The organism is Pseudomonas sp. B21-012 (assembly GCF_024749305.1).
Taxonomy (GTDB): domain Bacteria; phylum Pseudomonadota; class Gammaproteobacteria; order Pseudomonadales; family Pseudomonadaceae; genus Aquipseudomonas.
In genome coordinates this window covers 3,164,215-3,180,830 of the sequence record NZ_CP087197.1, presented here as the reverse complement: position 1 = coordinate 3,180,830, position 16,616 = coordinate 3,164,215, and the positions used below count along the sequence as shown (strand labels likewise).

Here is a 16,616-nt window from a genome sequence, read left to right as displayed (position 1 = left end):
CCAAAGGTTGAGTACAATCATCGGCTTTTATCCGGGCCTCGCCAGTGCCCGGTCTACGGGTTGTGGAAGGCCTCATGCTGATCGGTAGTTACTCTTCGTCGCTGGTATTGATTTCGCTGTGTGTGGCCATCCTTGCTTCGTATACCGCCCTCGACCTGGCCGGGCGGATCAACACCGCCAAGGGCCGTGCGGTGTACCTGTGGATCGGTGGCGGGGCGCTGGCCATGGGCATCGGGATCTGGTCGATGCACTTTATCGGCATGCTCGCCCTGAACCTGCCGATCGAGCTCGGTTATGACATTACCCTGACCCTGCTGTCGCTGCTGATCGCCGGGTTGTCGTCGGGTTTCGCCCTGTGGCTGGTCAGCCAGCCGACCTTGCCGTGGCTGCAACTGGGCGCTGGCGCGCTGATCATGGGCACCGGCATCAGCAGCATGCACTACACCGGCATGGCCGCGCTGCGCATGACCCCGGGCATCGACTACGACCCCGCGCTGTTCAGCGCCTCGCTGCTGATCGCTGTCGGCGCTTCAGCAGCGGCGTTGTGGATCGCCTTTCGCCTGCGCCAGCAAACCCTTTACGTGCGCCATTTGCGTGGCGGCGCGGCGATCATCATGGGCGTGGCGATCGTCGGCATGCATTACACCGGCATGGCCGCGGCGAACTTCCCCGAAGGCAGTTACTGCGGCGCACTGGGCGGCGGCCTGAGCGGCAACGGCCTGGATTACCTGGTGCTGATCACCACCCTGGCGGTGCTGGCCGCAGCCTTGCTGACCTCGGTGCTGGATGCGCGCCTGGAAGCGCGCACCGCCGAGCTTGCCCGCTCGCTGACCCTGGCCAACCAGGAACTGACCCAACTGGCCCTGCACGACACCCTCACCAGCCTGCCCAACCGTACGCTGCTGGCCGACCGTATCGACCAGGCGATCAGCAAGGTGGCCGAGCAGGGCGGTTGTTTTGCGCTGATGTTCATCGACCTGGACGGCTTCAAGCCGGTCAACGATGCCTTCGGTCACCACATGGGCGACCAGTTGCTCAAGGAAGTCGCCCTGCGCCTGCGCGGCCACCTGCACAGCCAGGACACCCTGGCGCGGATCGGCGGCGATGAGTTCGTGCTGCTGGTCGAGCTGCAGGAAGCCGACGACGCCGTGGGCGTGGCGGCCAAGCAGGTCAACCTGATCTCGCGCAGCTTCCGCGTTGCTGAACAGAACCTGCAGATCTCGGCGAGTATCGGCATCGTCCTCTACCCGGGCAATGGTATCGACCAGCACGAACTGCTGCGCAACGCCGATGCGGCCATGTACCACGCCAAGAGCGCCGGCAAGAACGGCTACAGCTTCTTCGACGTGTCGATGAACAGCAACGCCCGCCTGCAACTGCAACTGCTGCAGGATTTGCGCGTGGCCCTGGAGCAGGGCCAGTTCCGCCTGTACTACCAACCCAAGTTCGACGCCCTCGAGTGCCAGCCGATCGGCGCCGAGGCCTTGCTGCGCTGGGAACACCCGCAACATGGCCTGCTGCTGCCCGACCGGTTCATCATCCAGGCGGAAAAAACCGGCCTGATCATCCCCATCGGCGAGTGGGTGCTGGACGAGGCCTGCCGGCAGATGCGCATCTGGATCGACCGGGGCCACAGCAACTGGCGCATCGCCGTTAACCTGTCGGCCATCCAGTTCTGCCACACCGGGCTGGTCGAGAGCGTTGCCAGGGTGCTGGCGCGTCACCAGTTGCCGGCCAACAGCCTGACCCTGGAAATCACCGAAACCACCGCCATGCGCGATGCCGACGCCAGCATGCAGGTGCTGCAGCGGCTTTCGGACATGGGTGTGGACCTGTCTATCGATGACTTCGGTACCGGCTATTCGAGCCTGATGTACTTGAAGCGCCTGCCGGCCAACGAATTGAAGATTGACCGCGGCTTCGTGCGAGACCTGGAGCAGGACAGCGACGACGCTGCCATCGTTTCGGCCATCGTCGCGCTGGGCCAGGCCCTGGGCTTGCGGATTGTCGCCGAAGGGGTCGAGACCGACCGCCAGCAGAGCTTCCTGACCCGCCTGGGATGTGACTCGTTGCAAGGCTATCTGCTCGGCCAGCCACAGCCGGCCGAGCGCTTCATTGCCGATATCGAGCGCGGGCGCGAGCCCCGGGTTGTCAGCTGATCAGCCGACGGCGCGCAGGTTGCAGGACGGTTCGAAGGCGTCGAGTTCCGCCTCCACCGCTTCGATGATGCGCTCGACGTCTGCCGCGTGCATCAGCGTGGCGCAGGGAATGCCGGCAATCGCCAGCAGGGTTTCGCCGGTGGCCCGGTCGAACAGGCGCGCCACCATGCTGCGCGGGGCGTCCATGCTGGCTTCGAAGCCCAGCGGGTGGAAATGCCAGCGCATCATCTGGCAGGCGTTGGGGAACGTCAGCTTGTTCATGCCGGCCTCCTTGTACGGTGAACCTCACGCAAGAATGGGCGGGTCGGTGCGACCCGGCGGGAAACCTAAACATAGCATTGATGGCGCCAGTGTCGGCCCAGGATGATGACGGTTTGTCGAGAGTTTGACCCAGCTCACGTTCCTCGGCAGGCGCGGCGACCACTTTGGTGTTGGCGGCAAACGTTTGCTGGCAATATTTCCCCGCCTGCTATGGCGCCGCTCTGCTATTTTTACCGACAGTCGGCTGGGATGCTTGCCTGGGAGTTTCAGACCAATGGCGCGTCCAGGTTCAGTCAAGGAGACCGTCAATGCGTTATTCCGCGCTCACCCAACGTATCGCCGGTGACGGTGCTGCTGCCTGGAACATCCACTACCGCGCCGTCGAACTGCAAGGCCAGGGCCGGGATATCATCCTGTTGTCGATTGGCGACCCGGACTTCGACACCCCGCAACCAATAGTCGACGCCGCCATCGACAGCCTGCGCGGTGGCCACACCCACTATTCCGATGTGCGCGGCAGCGAGGCCCTGCGCCGCGCCATCGCCGCCCATCACACCCGCCACAGCGGCCAGCCGGTCGACCCGCTGGAAGTGGTGGTGCTGGCCGGGGCGCAATGTGCGTTGTATGGCGTGGCCCAGTGCCTGTTCGACCCGGGCGACGAGGTGATCGTCGCCGAGCCCATGTATGTCACCTACGAAGCGGTGTTCGGTGCCTGCGCCGCAAGTCTGGTGCCGGTGCCGGTACGCCCCGAGCAGGGCTTCAGGGTCGACCCTGACGACATCGCCCGGCGTATTACCCCGCGCACCCGCGCCTTGCTGCTCAACAGCCCGCACAACCCCTCTGGCGCCAGCCTGCCCAAGGCCACCTGGCAGCGCCTGGCGCAGCTGTGCATCGACCACGACCTGTGGCTGATCTCCGATGAGGTCTACAGCGAGCTGCTGTACGAGGGCGAGCATTTCAGCCCGGCGTGCCTGCCGGGCATGGCTGAGCGCAGCGCGACCATCAACAGCCTGTCCAAGTCCCATGCCATGTCGGGCTGGCGGGTCGGCTGGGTGATCGGCCCGCAGCAGTTGACCGAGCACTTGAGCAACCTGGCGCTGTGCATGCTGTATGGCCTGCCGGATTTTATCCAGGACGCCGCCCGGGTGGCCCTGGAGCAGGACCTACCCCAGGTGCGGCAGATGCGCGAGCGCTACCGCGAGCGGCGTGACCGGGTTTGCGCAAGCCTTGACGGCTGCCCGGGCATCCGCGTGCACAAGCCCGATGGCGGCATGTTCGTGATGATCGATATCCGCGAGACCGGCATTGGCGCCCAGGCCTTTGCCGAGCGTCTGCTGGAGGAGCATGGGGTGTCGGTGCTCGCTGGCGACGCCTTCGGCCCCAGCGCCGCCGGCCACCTGCGTTTTGGCCTGGTGCTCGACAGCGACCGTTTGGAGCAGGCCTGCCAGCGCATCGCCCGTTGCGCCATGCAGGTGCTTGAAGGCGTGCCGTCAGTTCAACAGGCCGGCGGCGATGTTGATGGTAAAGCCCAGAATCGCGGTGTTGAACACGAACCCCACCAATGAGTGGGCGAGGACGATACGGCGCATCTGCCGGTCGGCAACGCCCACGTCCGAGGTCTGCACGGCGACGTTGAGGGTGAACGAGAAGTAGTGGAAGTCCCAATAGTCGGGGTTCAGCTCGCCATCGGCAAAGCGCAGCAAAGGCTCCTTGCTGCCGGCGGTGTAGAACAGCCTGGCGTAGTGCAGGCTGAAGATGGTGCCGATCATCAGCCAGGAGCTGGCAATGGTAAAGCCGGTGTAGGCGTAGTGCAGCAGTTGCGGGCCACCGGCAAGGCCGCGGCTGGCGGCCAGTTGCAGGGTCACTGCGGCAAGGCTGGCGATCGCTGCGATGCTGACGGTGAGCAGCACCAGGCCGGCGTTTTCATCTTCGACACAGGCCACTTCGCGTACCTTCTCGGGGCTGGCGCGCAGGGTCAGCCACAGCACCAGCAGCAGGTACAGCCAGACGCCGATGTTCCAGCCAGTGAGGATGTGCTGCACCAGATTGTCGGCGGGAATCAGCCAGCCGCCCAGGCAGCCGGCAACGGCAGAAAAACTCAGGCGCGGGTGGGTGCGGGTCAGTCGATGGAAAGCCATGGGGCCTCGGGGCAGGGGGTTCCTCGGCAACTGTAGCCCATCGTTGCCGCCTGCGGGCGCGGAAATGCTTGCTGGCGGGCGCGGCCTTGGGCATTCTTGCGCGCCTCGCTTGCTCATGGATGACGCCCCTTTGTTCGCCCCCTCTTTACGCCTCGCCGCGTGCGCCCTGGGCGCTGCGCTAGCGCTTGGCGGTTGCAGCCACGGTATCGAGTCGATGCCGCTGGAATTCACCTCGTTCACCTATCACGATGGTTCTTACTCCCTGCGCTTTCGCAGCGACGAAGAGATTATCAGCCTGTTCGAACGGCATACCGGCGACGGGCAGATCGGCGAGTGGTTTACCTGCGCCCTGGACGATGACCAAGATTTCACCGTTGGCCATGCGATGATCTACAGCCTGGTTGGCGGTGTCGATTTCGAGGGCATCTCCGAAATCAAGGGCTACAACTACGTGGTCAACGCGCATTTCTACAAGACCACCCCGGACCGCAGCACGCAGACCGAACTGCTCAAGCCGGCGATCCAGCGCCTGCTGGCGGACAAGGCGCATGTCCCCTGCAAACTGAGCATTACCGCGTTTCTTTACGATGCCTACTATTCGAAAACCCTGCAGTTGCCGGTCGACCAGGTGCTCACCGAAGTGGCCCGGCACCGCGAGCGCCTGGTGCAATGGCAGCCCGAGCCGATTGTCATCGGTCGTTCGCCGCTGGTGCCGCGGATCGAGCCGTTGCCGCTGTACAGCGACCGCCTGCAAATCATCGATAACGACACCGGCCGCCCACGCGGCCACGTGGCCTATGTGGTCAAGCGCAGTGACGGCTACCTGGAGCATGGCGAGACGGATTTCAACGGTTTGACCCATGAAGTCATGTCGCTGACCCGCGAAACCGTGAAGCTGTACCTGGATGACTCGGTGCCATGAAAATGCCCTCAATCGATTCCGGGGGCGTCGATGAGGTACTATCGGGATTCTTGCCGTGGCTAAAAAGACTTGCCAATCAATGACCTGATTGTGATGCAGGTCAGTGGCCACGGTGTTGTCACGAGTCAGACTGGCCCGTTGCAGGCCCCTGACCTCAGCTGCGCTCTACAGGATTCCCGGTTTGTCCGATTCACTGCAAAACCCCTTGCTGCAATACCTCGCCCGCCTGGCGCCGTCCAGCCAGCTGACCATGAAGTACATCCTCCAGGATGCTGCCGACCGCCTGGGCTTCGAGGATTGCGACATCGCCGAGGTGCCCTGGCACCAGCTCGAGCCCGGGCATGTCACCGCGCTGGTGGCGGCCTTGCGCGCCGATGGCTATGCGCCGAACACCTCGTCGCTGTACGTCAACGCGGTACGCGGGGTAATGAACGAGGCCTGGCGCCTGAGCCTGATCAGCCAGGAGCAGTTGCTCAAGATCCGCACGGTCAAGCCGACCCAGGGCACGCGCCTGCCGGCCGGGCGCAACCTCAAGCGCAGCCTGATTCGCGAGCTGATGGACGCCTGCGCTGCCGACCCGCGCCCGCAGGGGTTGCGCGATGCGGCGGTGATCGCCTTGCTGTACGGCACCGGCATGCGCAAGTCCGAGTCGGTCAACCTGACCCTCAGCCAGGTCGACTTCAGCGAACGCAGCCTGCAGGTGCTGGGCAAGGGCAACAAGCAACTGATCAAATACGCGCCGCCCTGGGCGTTTGCAAAGCTCAATGCCTGGCTGGCGTTTCGCCGCGAGCAGTTGCCTGAAGGGCAGGCCGACGACGAGTTCCTGTTCAACCGCATCCGCCGTGGCAGCCACATCACCCGCGAGCGCATCACCAAGCACGCGATCTACTACATCGCCCGCCAGCGTGGCACCCAGGTCGGGGTAAAGATCATGCCCCACGATTTTCGCCGCTCGTTCATCACCCGGGTGATCGAAGAGCATGACCTGTCGATCGCGCAAAAGCTGGCCCACCACACCAACATCCAGACCACCGCCAACTACGACATGCGCGATGACAACGAGCGGCGGCGGGCGGTGGATCGCTACGATTACTGACCTGTGGAATCTTTAACCCTTACTGTCCAGCCGCATCCAGCCCCATCTGCCAGAAGTCGGCTTCCAGCCGCGAGGCCTGGGCGAAGACCTTGACCAGTTCCTCGAAGCGGCGCTCGGTCATGGTTCGCGCGGCCAGGTCATCCAGGTGCGCGCGGGCAGCCGTGGCCACGCCCTGGTAGCCGGCGCCTGCGTATTCGCCAATCCACTCGCGGTAAGGATGATCGCCCAGTGCCTGAACGCCGTCGGGGGTCAGGTTGCGGCCGATTTCAGCGTAGCCGATCACGCACGGCGCCAGGGCCACGTGCAGGTCCAGCAGGTCGCCGGCGGCGCCGCAGTCCAGCACGAAGCGGGTGTAGGCGACAGTGGCCTGGTGCTCGGGTGTCGCCGCGAGGTCGTCGGCCGACAGCCCCCAACGCTCGCACAGGCGCACGTGCAGCTCGGTTTCGTCGAGAATCGCCGCCAGCCCCGCCTGGGCGGCGCGGATGTCGGCGAGGGTGCGGCTCTTGTAGGCGGCCAGGGCCCAGGAACGGGCGAACTGGATCAAGAACAGGTAGTCCTGCACCAGGTACTTGCGAAACGCCGGTTGCGCCAGGGTGCCGGCGCCCATCTGGCGAACGAAGTCGTGCTCGACGTAGCTGTGCCAGTCGGCGCTGGCGGCCTGTTTCAGGCGCTCGAAGATATCCATGGTTTAGCCCTCAATGTCGTAGGCGGCGTCGAAAAACGCCTGTTCCAGCGCCACGCTGCGCAGGAAGAAGTCGCGGCTGACCTGTGCGTGTGCAGGCCCGACGCGGTCCAGCTCGGCGCGCAGGAAGGCGACAAAGTCCTGGAACGCCGGGTTGTCGTGCAGGGTGATCCACTCGGCGTGCTCGAAGCGCGGCGGCAGTTGCTTGTTGGCCCGCAGCGCCCAGTCCAGGTACAGGCCCTCGGCGACGTTGAGCACCGCCAGGGCGGCGGCGTAGGAGCGGGTGGCCGCGGCTTCGCGCATGATCGCCTTGAAGCCTGCGGTCGGCGCTGAGTCCGGTGCCTCAAGGCGCTGCGCCTCGCTGACGCCCAGGGCTTCGAAAGCGCGCAGGAAGTAGGTGTTCTCTTCACCGGCGATCACCCCGGTAAAGCGCCCCAGGCGAATCCGCGCCTCGAAGGTATCGGCGCTGGCGATGGCGGCGCCGAGCAGGGTCAGGAACGCATCGATGAAACGGTGATCCTGGATCAGGTAGTTGACCAGCACAGGGTCGGCCAGGCTGCCGTCGAGCAGCTCATCGACGAAGCGGTGTTCGATGCACTGGGTCCAGCTCGGCTCGCTTTGCTGGCGAAGGCTGTCGGTGAAGCGCGCGGTCATGCTGTTGTCCTTTTTATCGTGACGACAGCGGGGCCGGTGATGGCTGGCATGGTCGGCCCCGCAGTGAGGCCGGCAAAAAGGCAGGTGCACAATACCCATCCCTTCGCCGGCATGATCCGGATCAGGTTCGAAGGGTCACCGCGCTGCACATGCCAGCGGTTTCTCAGCCCGTTGCCGGGCTCCCCTTGGTGGCCGAATCTATACAGCAAGGGCCCTGGATTGTCACGCGTTGCGCTAGTGGATGCTCGAGGCCAGCTCGAAGATCGGCATGTACATGAGGATCACGATCAGGCCGATCAGCAGGCCGATGAAGGTCATCAGCAGCGGCTCGAACAGGCGCACGAACCACTCGATCCAGCGGCTGATCTCCTCGTCGTAGAAGTCGGCGCTGCGCTCCATCATCTGCCCGAGGTTGCCCGACTGCTCGCCAGCGCGCAGCAGGCGCAACGACACTGGCGTCACCAGGTGCCCGGCCTCCAGCGCCGCCGACAGCGACTGGCCTTCCTTGACCCGTTCACAGGCCTGCTCCAGCCGCAGGCCACTGGCCGCGCCGAGCAGGCCGCGGGCCATGGCCATGGCGGTGAGAATCGGGATGCCGCCCTGCAGGAGGATCCCCAGCGAGCGGTAGAACCGCGCCAGCTCATACATCACCAGGCGTTTGTGCAGGGCCGGCAGGCGTTCCAGCTGGCGGTTCAGCCAGCGCCGCACCCGCGGCTCGCGACGCAGCATGAACAGCAGCGCCATGAGTAGCCCAAAGCTGCTGGCCATGGCCAGCTGATGCGCGTGCAGGAACATCCCGGCCTGCATCAGCCAGCGCGACATCCACGGCAGCTCGGTGCCCAGGCCTTCGAACACCAGGCTGAAACGCGGTACCACATAGCCGAGCAGAAACAGCACCACGCCGCCGCCGACCAGCAACAGCAGCAGCGGGTAGATCGAGGCGCTGATGATCTTCTGGCGCACTTCGTCCATGCGCTGGCGGTAGGCAACATAGCGGCCGAGGGCATCGCCCAGGGCGCCGGTCTTCTCGCTCGATTGCACCAGCGCCACGTACAGCGGCGGGAACACGCTGGGCAACTGCGCCAGGGCCTGGGAGAACGACTTGCCTTCATACAGCAGGCGCACCAGTTCGCCGAGGGTCTTGCGTGCCTGGGGCGCGGTCTCTTTTTCGGCCAGGCTCTCGAGGGCGTCGATCAGCGGCAGGCCGGCATTGAGCAGGGTGGTCAGCTCCTGGCTGAACAGCACCAGGTTGAACACCTCGCCACGCCGCCAGCGCAGACCGGCCAGGCGCTGGCAACTGCGCACGCTGACCACCCGCAAGCCCTGTTGCTCGACCTGCTCGCGGGCCTGGCCCGGGTCCTGGGCGTCGACCTGGAGCAAGACTACCCCGGCCTTGCCCAGGGCCTTGAGTTCATAGCGCATGCGCAAGCCCTCCGGTTATTGCCAACTGGTGATCTCGGCATTCTCGCCATCGCCACCGGGCTGGCCGTCCTTGCCCATCGACAGCAGGTCGTATTCGCCGTTTTCACCGGGCTGGCGGTAGATGTAGTTACGCCCCCAGGGGTCTTGCGGGACCTTTTTCTGCAGGTACGGGCCCGACCAGCGGGTTTCGTCACTGGGTGCCGCCACCAGTGCCTGCAGGCCTTGCTCGGAATTGGGGTAGTGGCCCACTTCCAGCCGGTACAGGTCCAGGGCCTTGCTCAGGCCTTCGATCTGCGCCCGGGCGACCTTGGCCTCCGAGCGCCCCAGCTGGCTGAAGTACTTGGGGGCAACGATGCCGGCCAAGAGGCCCAGCACGACCAGGACTACCAGCAGTTCGAGCAGGGTGAAGCCGCGTTGCGCGCGATGGTTGTTGTTCATAGCCAGGCCCTCCACAGGTGCGCTGCAAGGCCTTATGCAATTGCCGTGCGCGTCTGCGCCGGGCCTTTGCCGCACGGGCCTGGCAAGGCGGCACAGTGCTTGCGTCACAAGGGTAACGCCCTGGCAATCGGGGCATATGCCCCACTTTCTGGGGGACGCAACGGGGAGGGTGGCACGATGCGCTGGCTCACTGCGGCAATCCTGGCCTGGCTGGCCATAGTCAATCCGGCTCAGGCCGATGTGTACATCTCGATCAAGGCCGATGGCAGTTATGTGTTGAGCAACGTCCACCGGCCGGGGCGAACCTACCAGCGGGTCATCAGCGAGGCCGTGAGCCTGGCCAGCAACGGCCCGCAGCTGATCACCGGCATGCCCTACGCCGAAGTGGTGGCGGCAGCGGCGCAGGCCAACGACCTGCCGGCGGCCTTGCTGCACGCAGTGATCCAGGCCGAATCGCGCTACGACCCCAACGCCCGCTCGACCAGCGGCGCGGCCGGGCTGATGCAGCTGATGCCCGACACCGCCAAGGAAATGGGTGTGAAGAATGTTCTCGACCCGGCCGCCAACGTGCAGGGCGGGGCGCGCTACCTCAAGCGCATGCTGACCCTGTTCGACAACGACATCACCCTGGCCGTGGCCGCCTACAACGCCGGGCCCGATGCGGTGCTGCGTCGCGGTCGGGTAGTACCGCCGTTTGCCGAAACCCAGCGCTACGTGCCCAAGGTGCTGCGCCAGTATCGGCGGCTGCAGGGCCTGGCGGTGGATGCGCCTTTGTAATCGCAAAACCTGTGGGAGCGGGCTTGCCCCGCGATGAGGCAACCCCCGATTAGTGGGGAATACCGGGGAATCACCCCCAATCAAGATTCATTCAGCTTTATAAGCTACTGAAAAACAACAATAAAAAATTTGGCATAGGCTTTGCTCAAGCCCCTCCAGAGTCCCCTTGCACCACCGAGGCACGCCATGATGACTCCAATCAAAGGCTCAGTCCTGACTTCACTGCTGCTTGCGGCCGCCAGCCTTGCCTGGCAACCGCTCAGCGAAGCTGCCGTGCGCTGCGAGCGCAATCTGGTGGCCAATGTGGTGGCGCTCGATCAGCCACTGATGTTCAACCGCCTCGGTGCGCAGAATGCCAACGGCATGATGTTCGCCCTGCGCCGCGACGTGGTCGACGAGCACCAGGTGTCGCTGGCCACTGGCGGCGCCGCGGTACCGGGCAAGGTCAGCCTGCGCCCGGACAAACGCCCGCGGCCGATCGTGCTGCGGGTGGCGGCGGGCGACTGCCTGACCATCAACCTGCAAAACCTGCTGGCCTACCAGGCCAACCCGAACAAGCACGGCATCGACCACGAGCAAGAGAACGAGGTCGAAGAAAACGAAGGCGCTGAAAACGAAGCCGGCGAGGGCAACGAGCAGGGCGGCGAGCATTTTGTCGCCGACGAGCAGGTCAGCGACCGTCATGTCGGTTTTCAGGTCAACGGCATGCAGGCGGTCAACAGCATCGGTGACATCGCCGCCAATACCGGGCGCAACGGCAACTTCCTGATCGCCCCCGGCGCCAGCCGTTCCTACACCCTTTACGCCGAGCGTGAAGGCGCGTTTGCCGCCACCAGCCAGGGCGCGACCTTTGGCGGCGAGGGCGGTGCCGGCAACGTCGCCAATGGCCTGTTCGGCCAGGTGGTGGTGGTGCCCAAAGGTGGGCGCACCTTCCGTAATACCCTGACCGAAGAAGAGATGCGCCTGAGCAGCAGCGGCCGCACCCCCACCGGCCAGCCGATCGTCGACTACCAGGCGCGCTACCCGCAGCAGGAGCCGTGGATCCGCGAAGGCAAGGCCGGTTCGCCGATCATTGCCATGACCGATGGCAACGAGATCATCTCCAGCGAATCCGACGCAATTGTCATGGGCCCCAACGCCGATGGCAGTTTCCCGGCCTCGACCTACCCGCTGGAAAGCATCGGCAAACGCAACCCGGCGATCCCCAACCGTCTGGAGCCGTTCCGTGATTTCGCCGCGCAGTTCACCGACGAAGCCGCCTCGACCCAGGCCTTCCCCGGTTACTGGGCAGACCCGGTAATGGGCCATGTGCTGGAGCCGACCCGCGACTCGTTCATGATCAACTATGGCTCCGGCGGCATGGGCGCCGAGGTTGTGGCCAACCGCCTGGGCGTGGGGCCGATGCATGACTGCCTGTCATGCGCCTATGAAGAGTTCTTCTTGAGTTCGCACACCGTCGGCGACGTGGCGATGCTGGTGGACGTACCGGCCAACGTCGGCCTGGAGAACATCCGCCCGGGCCAGACCCCGAGCGCCGAGCAGGTCGGGGTCAAGGCGACCATGGCCCTGTACCCGGCGGAACCGGCCAACGTCAACCACAGCTACATCGGTGACATGGTCAAGTTCCGCAACACCCACAACGGCCACGAGCAGCACATCTTTCACCTGCACGGCCACCAGTGGCTGTTCAACCCCAATGACGACAACTCCGACTATGTCGACGCCCAGGGCATCGGCCCGGGTGTCGGCTACACCTACGAAATCGCCAACGGCGGCTCGGGCAACCGTAACCGCGTGGCCGGCGATGCGATCTATCACTGCCACTTCTACCCGCACTTTGCCCAGGGTATGTGGAGCATGTGGCGGGTCCACGATGTGTTCGAAGAAGGCACCCGCCTGGAAGTCTCCGGGCAGAGCGAAAACGGCTATCACAGCGTGCCGTTCGCCTTGCGCAGCGGCAAGCCGGCCGCGGGCGCCCGGGCCTTGCCGGACGGCGAGATCGTCGCCGGTACGCCGATCCCGGCCATCGTGCCGTTGCCCGGCAAGGCCATGGCGCCGATGCCCGGCAAGGTCGCGGTGATTCCCAAGCTGGCGCAAACCCTGGTTGCCGCAAACCATGACGACGATGAGCAAGAAGAGGGCGATGATGACGCTGGCCATGACGACGCCGCGCCGCGCGCAGTCGGCTCGCTGGCCCTGGTCGATCGCAGCGAGGCCAACCGCAACGCCGACGGCAGCCTGAAGAACCCGGGCTTCCCGTTCTGGATCGGCGGCATGGAAAACACCGTCGGCCAGCGCCCGCCAACCCCGCCGCTGGACATGCTCGACCCGGCCAAGGCGCAACAGTTGAAAAACTCCGGCAACGCCCTGTGGGCCAACCTCGACCCGGCCCAGGTCGGTGGCTGGGACGGCGGCCTGCCACGCCATGCCCTGGACGGCCTGTCGGCCGGCGGCGAGGCGCTGGTGACCACCACTGCGCTGGACTTCACCAAGGCCATCACCAAGGCCAAGGCGGTGTTTTTGCCCGAGGAGGGTACCGACGTCGAACAGGCGGCGATGAGCTTTCACTCCAAGCTGGAGCACCCAAGCTACGCCGTGCTGCCCGGCAAGCAGACCGTGGCGCGCAACTTTCGCACCAACGGCGCCGCACCCACCGCCGGTGCGCCGTACTACGAGCCGTGCATGGACGACCGCGCCAAGCGCCTGACCCAACTGTCCGGCGCCGGTGAGTTCAACAGCGGCGAGCGTCTGGACGGCATGAGCTTTACCGGCAGCTCGACTTTCACCGCCGACCGCCCGCGCATCTACAAGGGCGCCAACATCCAGTTCGACGCGGTGTACAACAAGGTCGGCTACCACTTCCCGCAAGCGCGGATCATCAGCCTCTGGGAAGACGCCTGGGCGGTGATCAACAAGCAGCGCCCACCGGAGCCGCTGGTGATGCGCATGAACACCTTCGACTGCGTGATGTACCAGCACACCAACCTGATCCCCTCGTACTATGAAATGGACGACTACCAGGTGCGTACGCCAACCGACGTTATCGGCCAGCACATCCACCTGCCAAAATGGGACCTGACCGCCGCCGACGGGTCGGCCAACGGCTGGAACTACGAGGACGGTATCCTTTCCCCTGGCACCGTGGTCGAGCGTATCCATGCGATTCGCGAGTTCAACGAGTGCCGCGCCGGCGACCCGCGCGAAGGCACGGCCGAGTGCCCGGTGGCCAAGGCGCACCCGTTCTTCGGCCGCTACGGGCGCGCCGACTGGCTGGGCGCACGCACGGCCATGCAGCGCTGGTTCGTCGACCCGGTGGTCAACGTGCATAACGTCGACCGTGGCCTGGGCACCATCTTTACCCACGACCACCTCGGCCCATCGACCCACCAGCAACTGGGCCTGTACGCCACCGTGCTGGCCGAGCCTGCCGGCTCTACCTGGTACCACGCCGAAACCGGCGAGCTGCTGTACAACAGTGCCCTGCGCGAAGACGGCGGGCCGACCTCGTGGCAGGCGGTGGTGAAAACCGGCGACCTTGACGGTGACGGGCGCAACGACAGCTACCGCGAGTTTTTCCTCGAGTACAGCGACTTCCAGCATGCCTATGAGGCCGGCGTTTACGTGGGTGCCGGCCCGGACGGCATCCCCAATGCCCAGGCTTACCCGGCCAGCGCCGACAGCTTCCGCTATGCGATCAACCCGCCGGTGCGGCAGAAGGCTTCGAACCTGCTGGAATCGGTGGTCGAGTCGCGCGGCGGGCTCAACCCGGGCTGCCCGAGCCGGCCTTGCCCGCAGGCAATCTCGGTGGATGACCCGGGGATGTTCGTCGTCAACTACCGCAACGAGCCGCTGGCCCTGCGTGTCTACGACCCCAACAAGGTCGCCCCCGACGGCAAGCGCGGCATGCAGGCCGACGGCCTGGCCGGCGATCTCGCCTATGCCATGCAGAGCCGCACCGACCGCGCCATCCCGGCGATGAACCTGTCGCCGGCGGCTGTTACCTCGGCTGTGGGGCCAACCGGTGGCACCACCTTGTTCCCGCCGCACATCAACGCCGCCGGGGCCGAGCCGGGCGACCCGTTCACGCCGATGCTGCGCACCTACTCTGGCGACAACGTGCGCCTGCGCATGCATGCCGGTGGCCATGAAGAGGAACACAACGTGACCCTGCATGGCGTCAAATGGCTGCAGAACGGCTCGGGCTTCGGCAACAGCTCGAACTCCGGCTGGAAGGCCTCGCAGATGGTCGGGATCTCCGAGCAACTGGGCTTCATGGCACCGGTGTCGATGATCTCCAGCGCGGCGGCGCCCAACGGTGACTACCTGTATTCGCTGGACGCCGCCCACGAAGGCTACTGGAATGGCATCTGGGGCGTTATGCGCAACTACAGCAACAGCCGCAACGACCTGTTTGCCCTGCCCAACAACCCGTTGCCGATGGCGGCGCGCAATACCGTGGCATTCGACGGCATCTGCCCGCGCTTTACCGCCAACACCAATGGTATCGGCACCCGGCCAACGGTGCAGCGCAGCTATGAAGTCGTCGCCGCCCTGGCCAACGATATCCTCGGCAACTCGCTGGGTGTGAGCATCACCGACCCGGCCAGCGCCGGCCAGCACGTCGGCGGCCCGCTCAAGGCCAGCGGCGGCACCCTGGTGTACAACAGCCGGCGCACCAGCATCCCGCAGGTGACGGTGACCGACCCCGAAGATGGCGAGACCTTCACCATCGGCGGCCACAGCGGCCCGCTGCACGATCCGACGGCAATCCTCTATGTGCGCAAGGCCGACCTCGACCCGGGCACCGGCAAGCTCAAGCCCGGTGTGCCGATCGAGCCGCTGGTGCTGCGCGCCGCTGCCGGTGAGTGCCTGAAGGTCACCCTGGAAAACCGCCTGCCGCAGGTAATGCCCGACCTGCCGAGTACCGCCGTGATGCAGAACGTGGTCAAGCGCGACCGCAATGGCAGTGAAGGCTCCACCGCCTTCAACAACAACCTCATGCGGCCCTCCAGCCATGTCGGCCTGCATGCCCAGTTGCTGGCCTACGACATCACCAAGTCGGACGGCGCCAACGTCGGCCAGAACCCGGTGCAGACCGTGCCGCCACGGGCCGGCAACAGCGGCGCCTACCCGAGCAAGGTCTACCAGTACTACGCCGGGCACCTGGAGCGCGAAGGCAAGCCGGTGCTGCAGATGGGCCGTGCGGTGGACAACATCAACACCACCGCCATCGAGTTCGGCGGCCTGAACATCACCCCGGCCGATGTCATCAAGCAGGGGCAAAAGGGCCTGATCGGCGCCATGAGCATCCTGCCGCTGGGTGCCACCTGGAGCGAAGACACGGCCAGCCGCGCCTCGGCCACCGTGCAGGTGCCGGGGCAAACCGCCTACCGCGACTTCGCCACCTTGTGGCAGCGCTCGCTGAACATGCGCTGGGCCGATGGCCGGCCGGTGGAGGGCATTGCCACTGAAGGCAACGGCGTGCCGGGCGATCCGAAGGACAACTCGAACATGGCCATCAACTACAAGACCGAGCCGTTGTGGTTCCGCTTCGGCCTGGCCCCGGATGCGCCGTTCGGCCATGCCGATGGCAATGGCTGGGCCGATGTAGCCAATGCCCACATGGCCTACAGCAACGCCCTGGTCGGCGGCGATCCGCAAACCCCGGTGCTCTGGGCCAAGCCTGGCCAGCCACTGCGCAACCACGTGCTGATGCCCACCGGTGGCAGCCGCGGCATTACCTACCAGCTCGACGGGCACCTGTGGCCGCTGCACGCCTACCAGCCGGAGAAGGCCGACCCCGGTGGCTACCCGATGTACCAGCCCGGTATCGGTTCGGTGCGCTTTGGCTACAACCCGCAGGCCATGTACATCGGCGCCCAGGAGAGCGTGCTGCCGGCCGCGCACTTCAGTTTCATGCTGCCTAGCGCCGGCGGCAGCAACGCGGTGCCGGGTGACTACCTGTTCCGCGACTACGCCGCCTACGGCAACGCCTCCGGGTTGTGGGGGATCCTGCGGGTGACCAACGAAACACCACCGGCCACGCCGCCAGCACAGTGAGTGAGGG

12 protein-coding genes and 1 riboswitch are annotated in these 16,616 nt (G+C 65.4%); of the genes, 6 read left to right on the top strand and 6 right to left on the bottom strand.

What is annotated here, in order from left to right:
- The first annotated feature begins 74 nt into the window (after nucleotides 1–74).
- Entirely contained in the window at nucleotides 75–2,159 is a 2,085-nt protein-coding gene (locus LOY37_RS14605) for a bifunctional diguanylate cyclase/phosphodiesterase (protein WP_093382198.1), read from the top strand.
- Here LOY37_RS14605 and LOY37_RS14600 read toward each other — a convergent pair whose 3' ends face one another.
- Nucleotides 2,160–2,420 (bottom strand): DUF1652 domain-containing protein, encoded by a 261-nt coding sequence (locus LOY37_RS14600; protein ID WP_045198261.1) that lies wholly within the window; start codon nucleotides 2,418–2,420, stop codon nucleotides 2,160–2,162.
- 308 nt (nucleotides 2,421–2,728) lie between these two features.
- Between LOY37_RS14600 and LOY37_RS14595 the strand changes: the two genes are divergently transcribed.
- A complete protein-coding gene (locus LOY37_RS14595; protein WP_258715071.1) occupies nucleotides 2,729–3,985 on the top strand; it encodes a pyridoxal phosphate-dependent aminotransferase in 1,257 nt (418 codons plus the stop codon).
- On the opposite strand, the gene LOY37_RS14590 is transcribed toward LOY37_RS14595, so the two are convergent.
- Nucleotides 3,911–4,558, bottom strand: coding sequence for a DUF1345 domain-containing protein (locus LOY37_RS14590; RefSeq protein WP_258715070.1), 648 nt, complete (start codon nucleotides 4,556–4,558; stop codon nucleotides 3,911–3,913). The two genes, LOY37_RS14595 and LOY37_RS14590, sit on opposite strands and share 75 nt — an antisense overlap.
- A 115-nt stretch (nucleotides 4,559–4,673) precedes the next feature.
- Here LOY37_RS14590 and LOY37_RS14585 point away from each other — a divergent pair, with 115 nt between their 5' ends.
- Together LOY37_RS14585 and xerC are read left to right on the top strand one after the other, a co-directional pair.
- A complete protein-coding gene (locus LOY37_RS14585; RefSeq protein WP_258715069.1) occupies nucleotides 4,674–5,480 on the top strand; it encodes a hypothetical protein in 807 nt (268 codons plus the stop codon).
- Nucleotides 5,481–5,661: 181 nt separating this feature from the next.
- A complete protein-coding gene (xerC, locus tag LOY37_RS14580) occupies nucleotides 5,662–6,576 on the top strand; it encodes a tyrosine recombinase XerC (RefSeq protein WP_093382210.1) in 915 nt (304 codons plus the stop codon).
- A 19-nt stretch (nucleotides 6,577–6,595) separates the two neighbouring features.
- On the opposite strand, the gene tenA is transcribed toward xerC, so the two are convergent.
- The 4 genes from tenA to gspG all read right to left on the bottom strand — a co-directional run bounded on the left by tenA (nucleotide 6,596) and on the right by gspG (nucleotide 9,772).
- A complete protein-coding gene (gene tenA, locus LOY37_RS14575) occupies nucleotides 6,596–7,261 on the bottom strand; it encodes a thiaminase II (RefSeq protein ID WP_258593641.1) in 666 nt (221 codons plus the stop codon).
- 3 nt (nucleotides 7,262–7,264) lie between these two features.
- Nucleotides 7,265–7,912, bottom strand: a complete 648-nt coding sequence (locus tag LOY37_RS14570) for a TenA family protein (protein ID WP_258715068.1) — start codon at nucleotides 7,910–7,912, stop codon at nucleotides 7,265–7,267.
- Nucleotides 7,913–7,993: 81 nt separating this feature from the next.
- Nucleotides 7,994–8,108, bottom strand: a riboswitch (TPP riboswitch).
- Between the two features lie 38 nt (nucleotides 8,109–8,146).
- A complete protein-coding gene (locus LOY37_RS14565; protein ID WP_093382220.1) occupies nucleotides 8,147–9,334 on the bottom strand; it encodes a type II secretion system F family protein in 1,188 nt (395 codons plus the stop codon).
- 15 nt (nucleotides 9,335–9,349) lie between these two features.
- Entirely contained in the window at nucleotides 9,350–9,772 is a 423-nt protein-coding gene (gene gspG / locus LOY37_RS14560) for a type II secretion system major pseudopilin GspG (protein ID WP_045198278.1), read from the bottom strand.
- A gap of 177 nt (nucleotides 9,773–9,949) precedes the next feature.
- On the opposite strand from gspG, the gene LOY37_RS14555 reads away from it, so the two are divergent.
- Both LOY37_RS14555 and mnxG read left to right on the top strand, forming a co-directional pair.
- Complete coding sequence (locus LOY37_RS14555; protein ID WP_258715067.1) at nucleotides 9,950–10,549, top strand: lytic transglycosylase domain-containing protein; 600 nt, start codon at nucleotides 9,950–9,952, stop codon at nucleotides 10,547–10,549.
- 186 nt (nucleotides 10,550–10,735) lie between these two features.
- A complete protein-coding gene (gene mnxG / locus LOY37_RS14550) occupies nucleotides 10,736–16,609 on the top strand; it encodes a manganese-oxidizing multicopper oxidase MnxG (RefSeq protein ID WP_258715066.1) in 5,874 nt (1,957 codons plus the stop codon).
- Nucleotides 16,610–16,616: the final 7 nt, after the last annotated feature.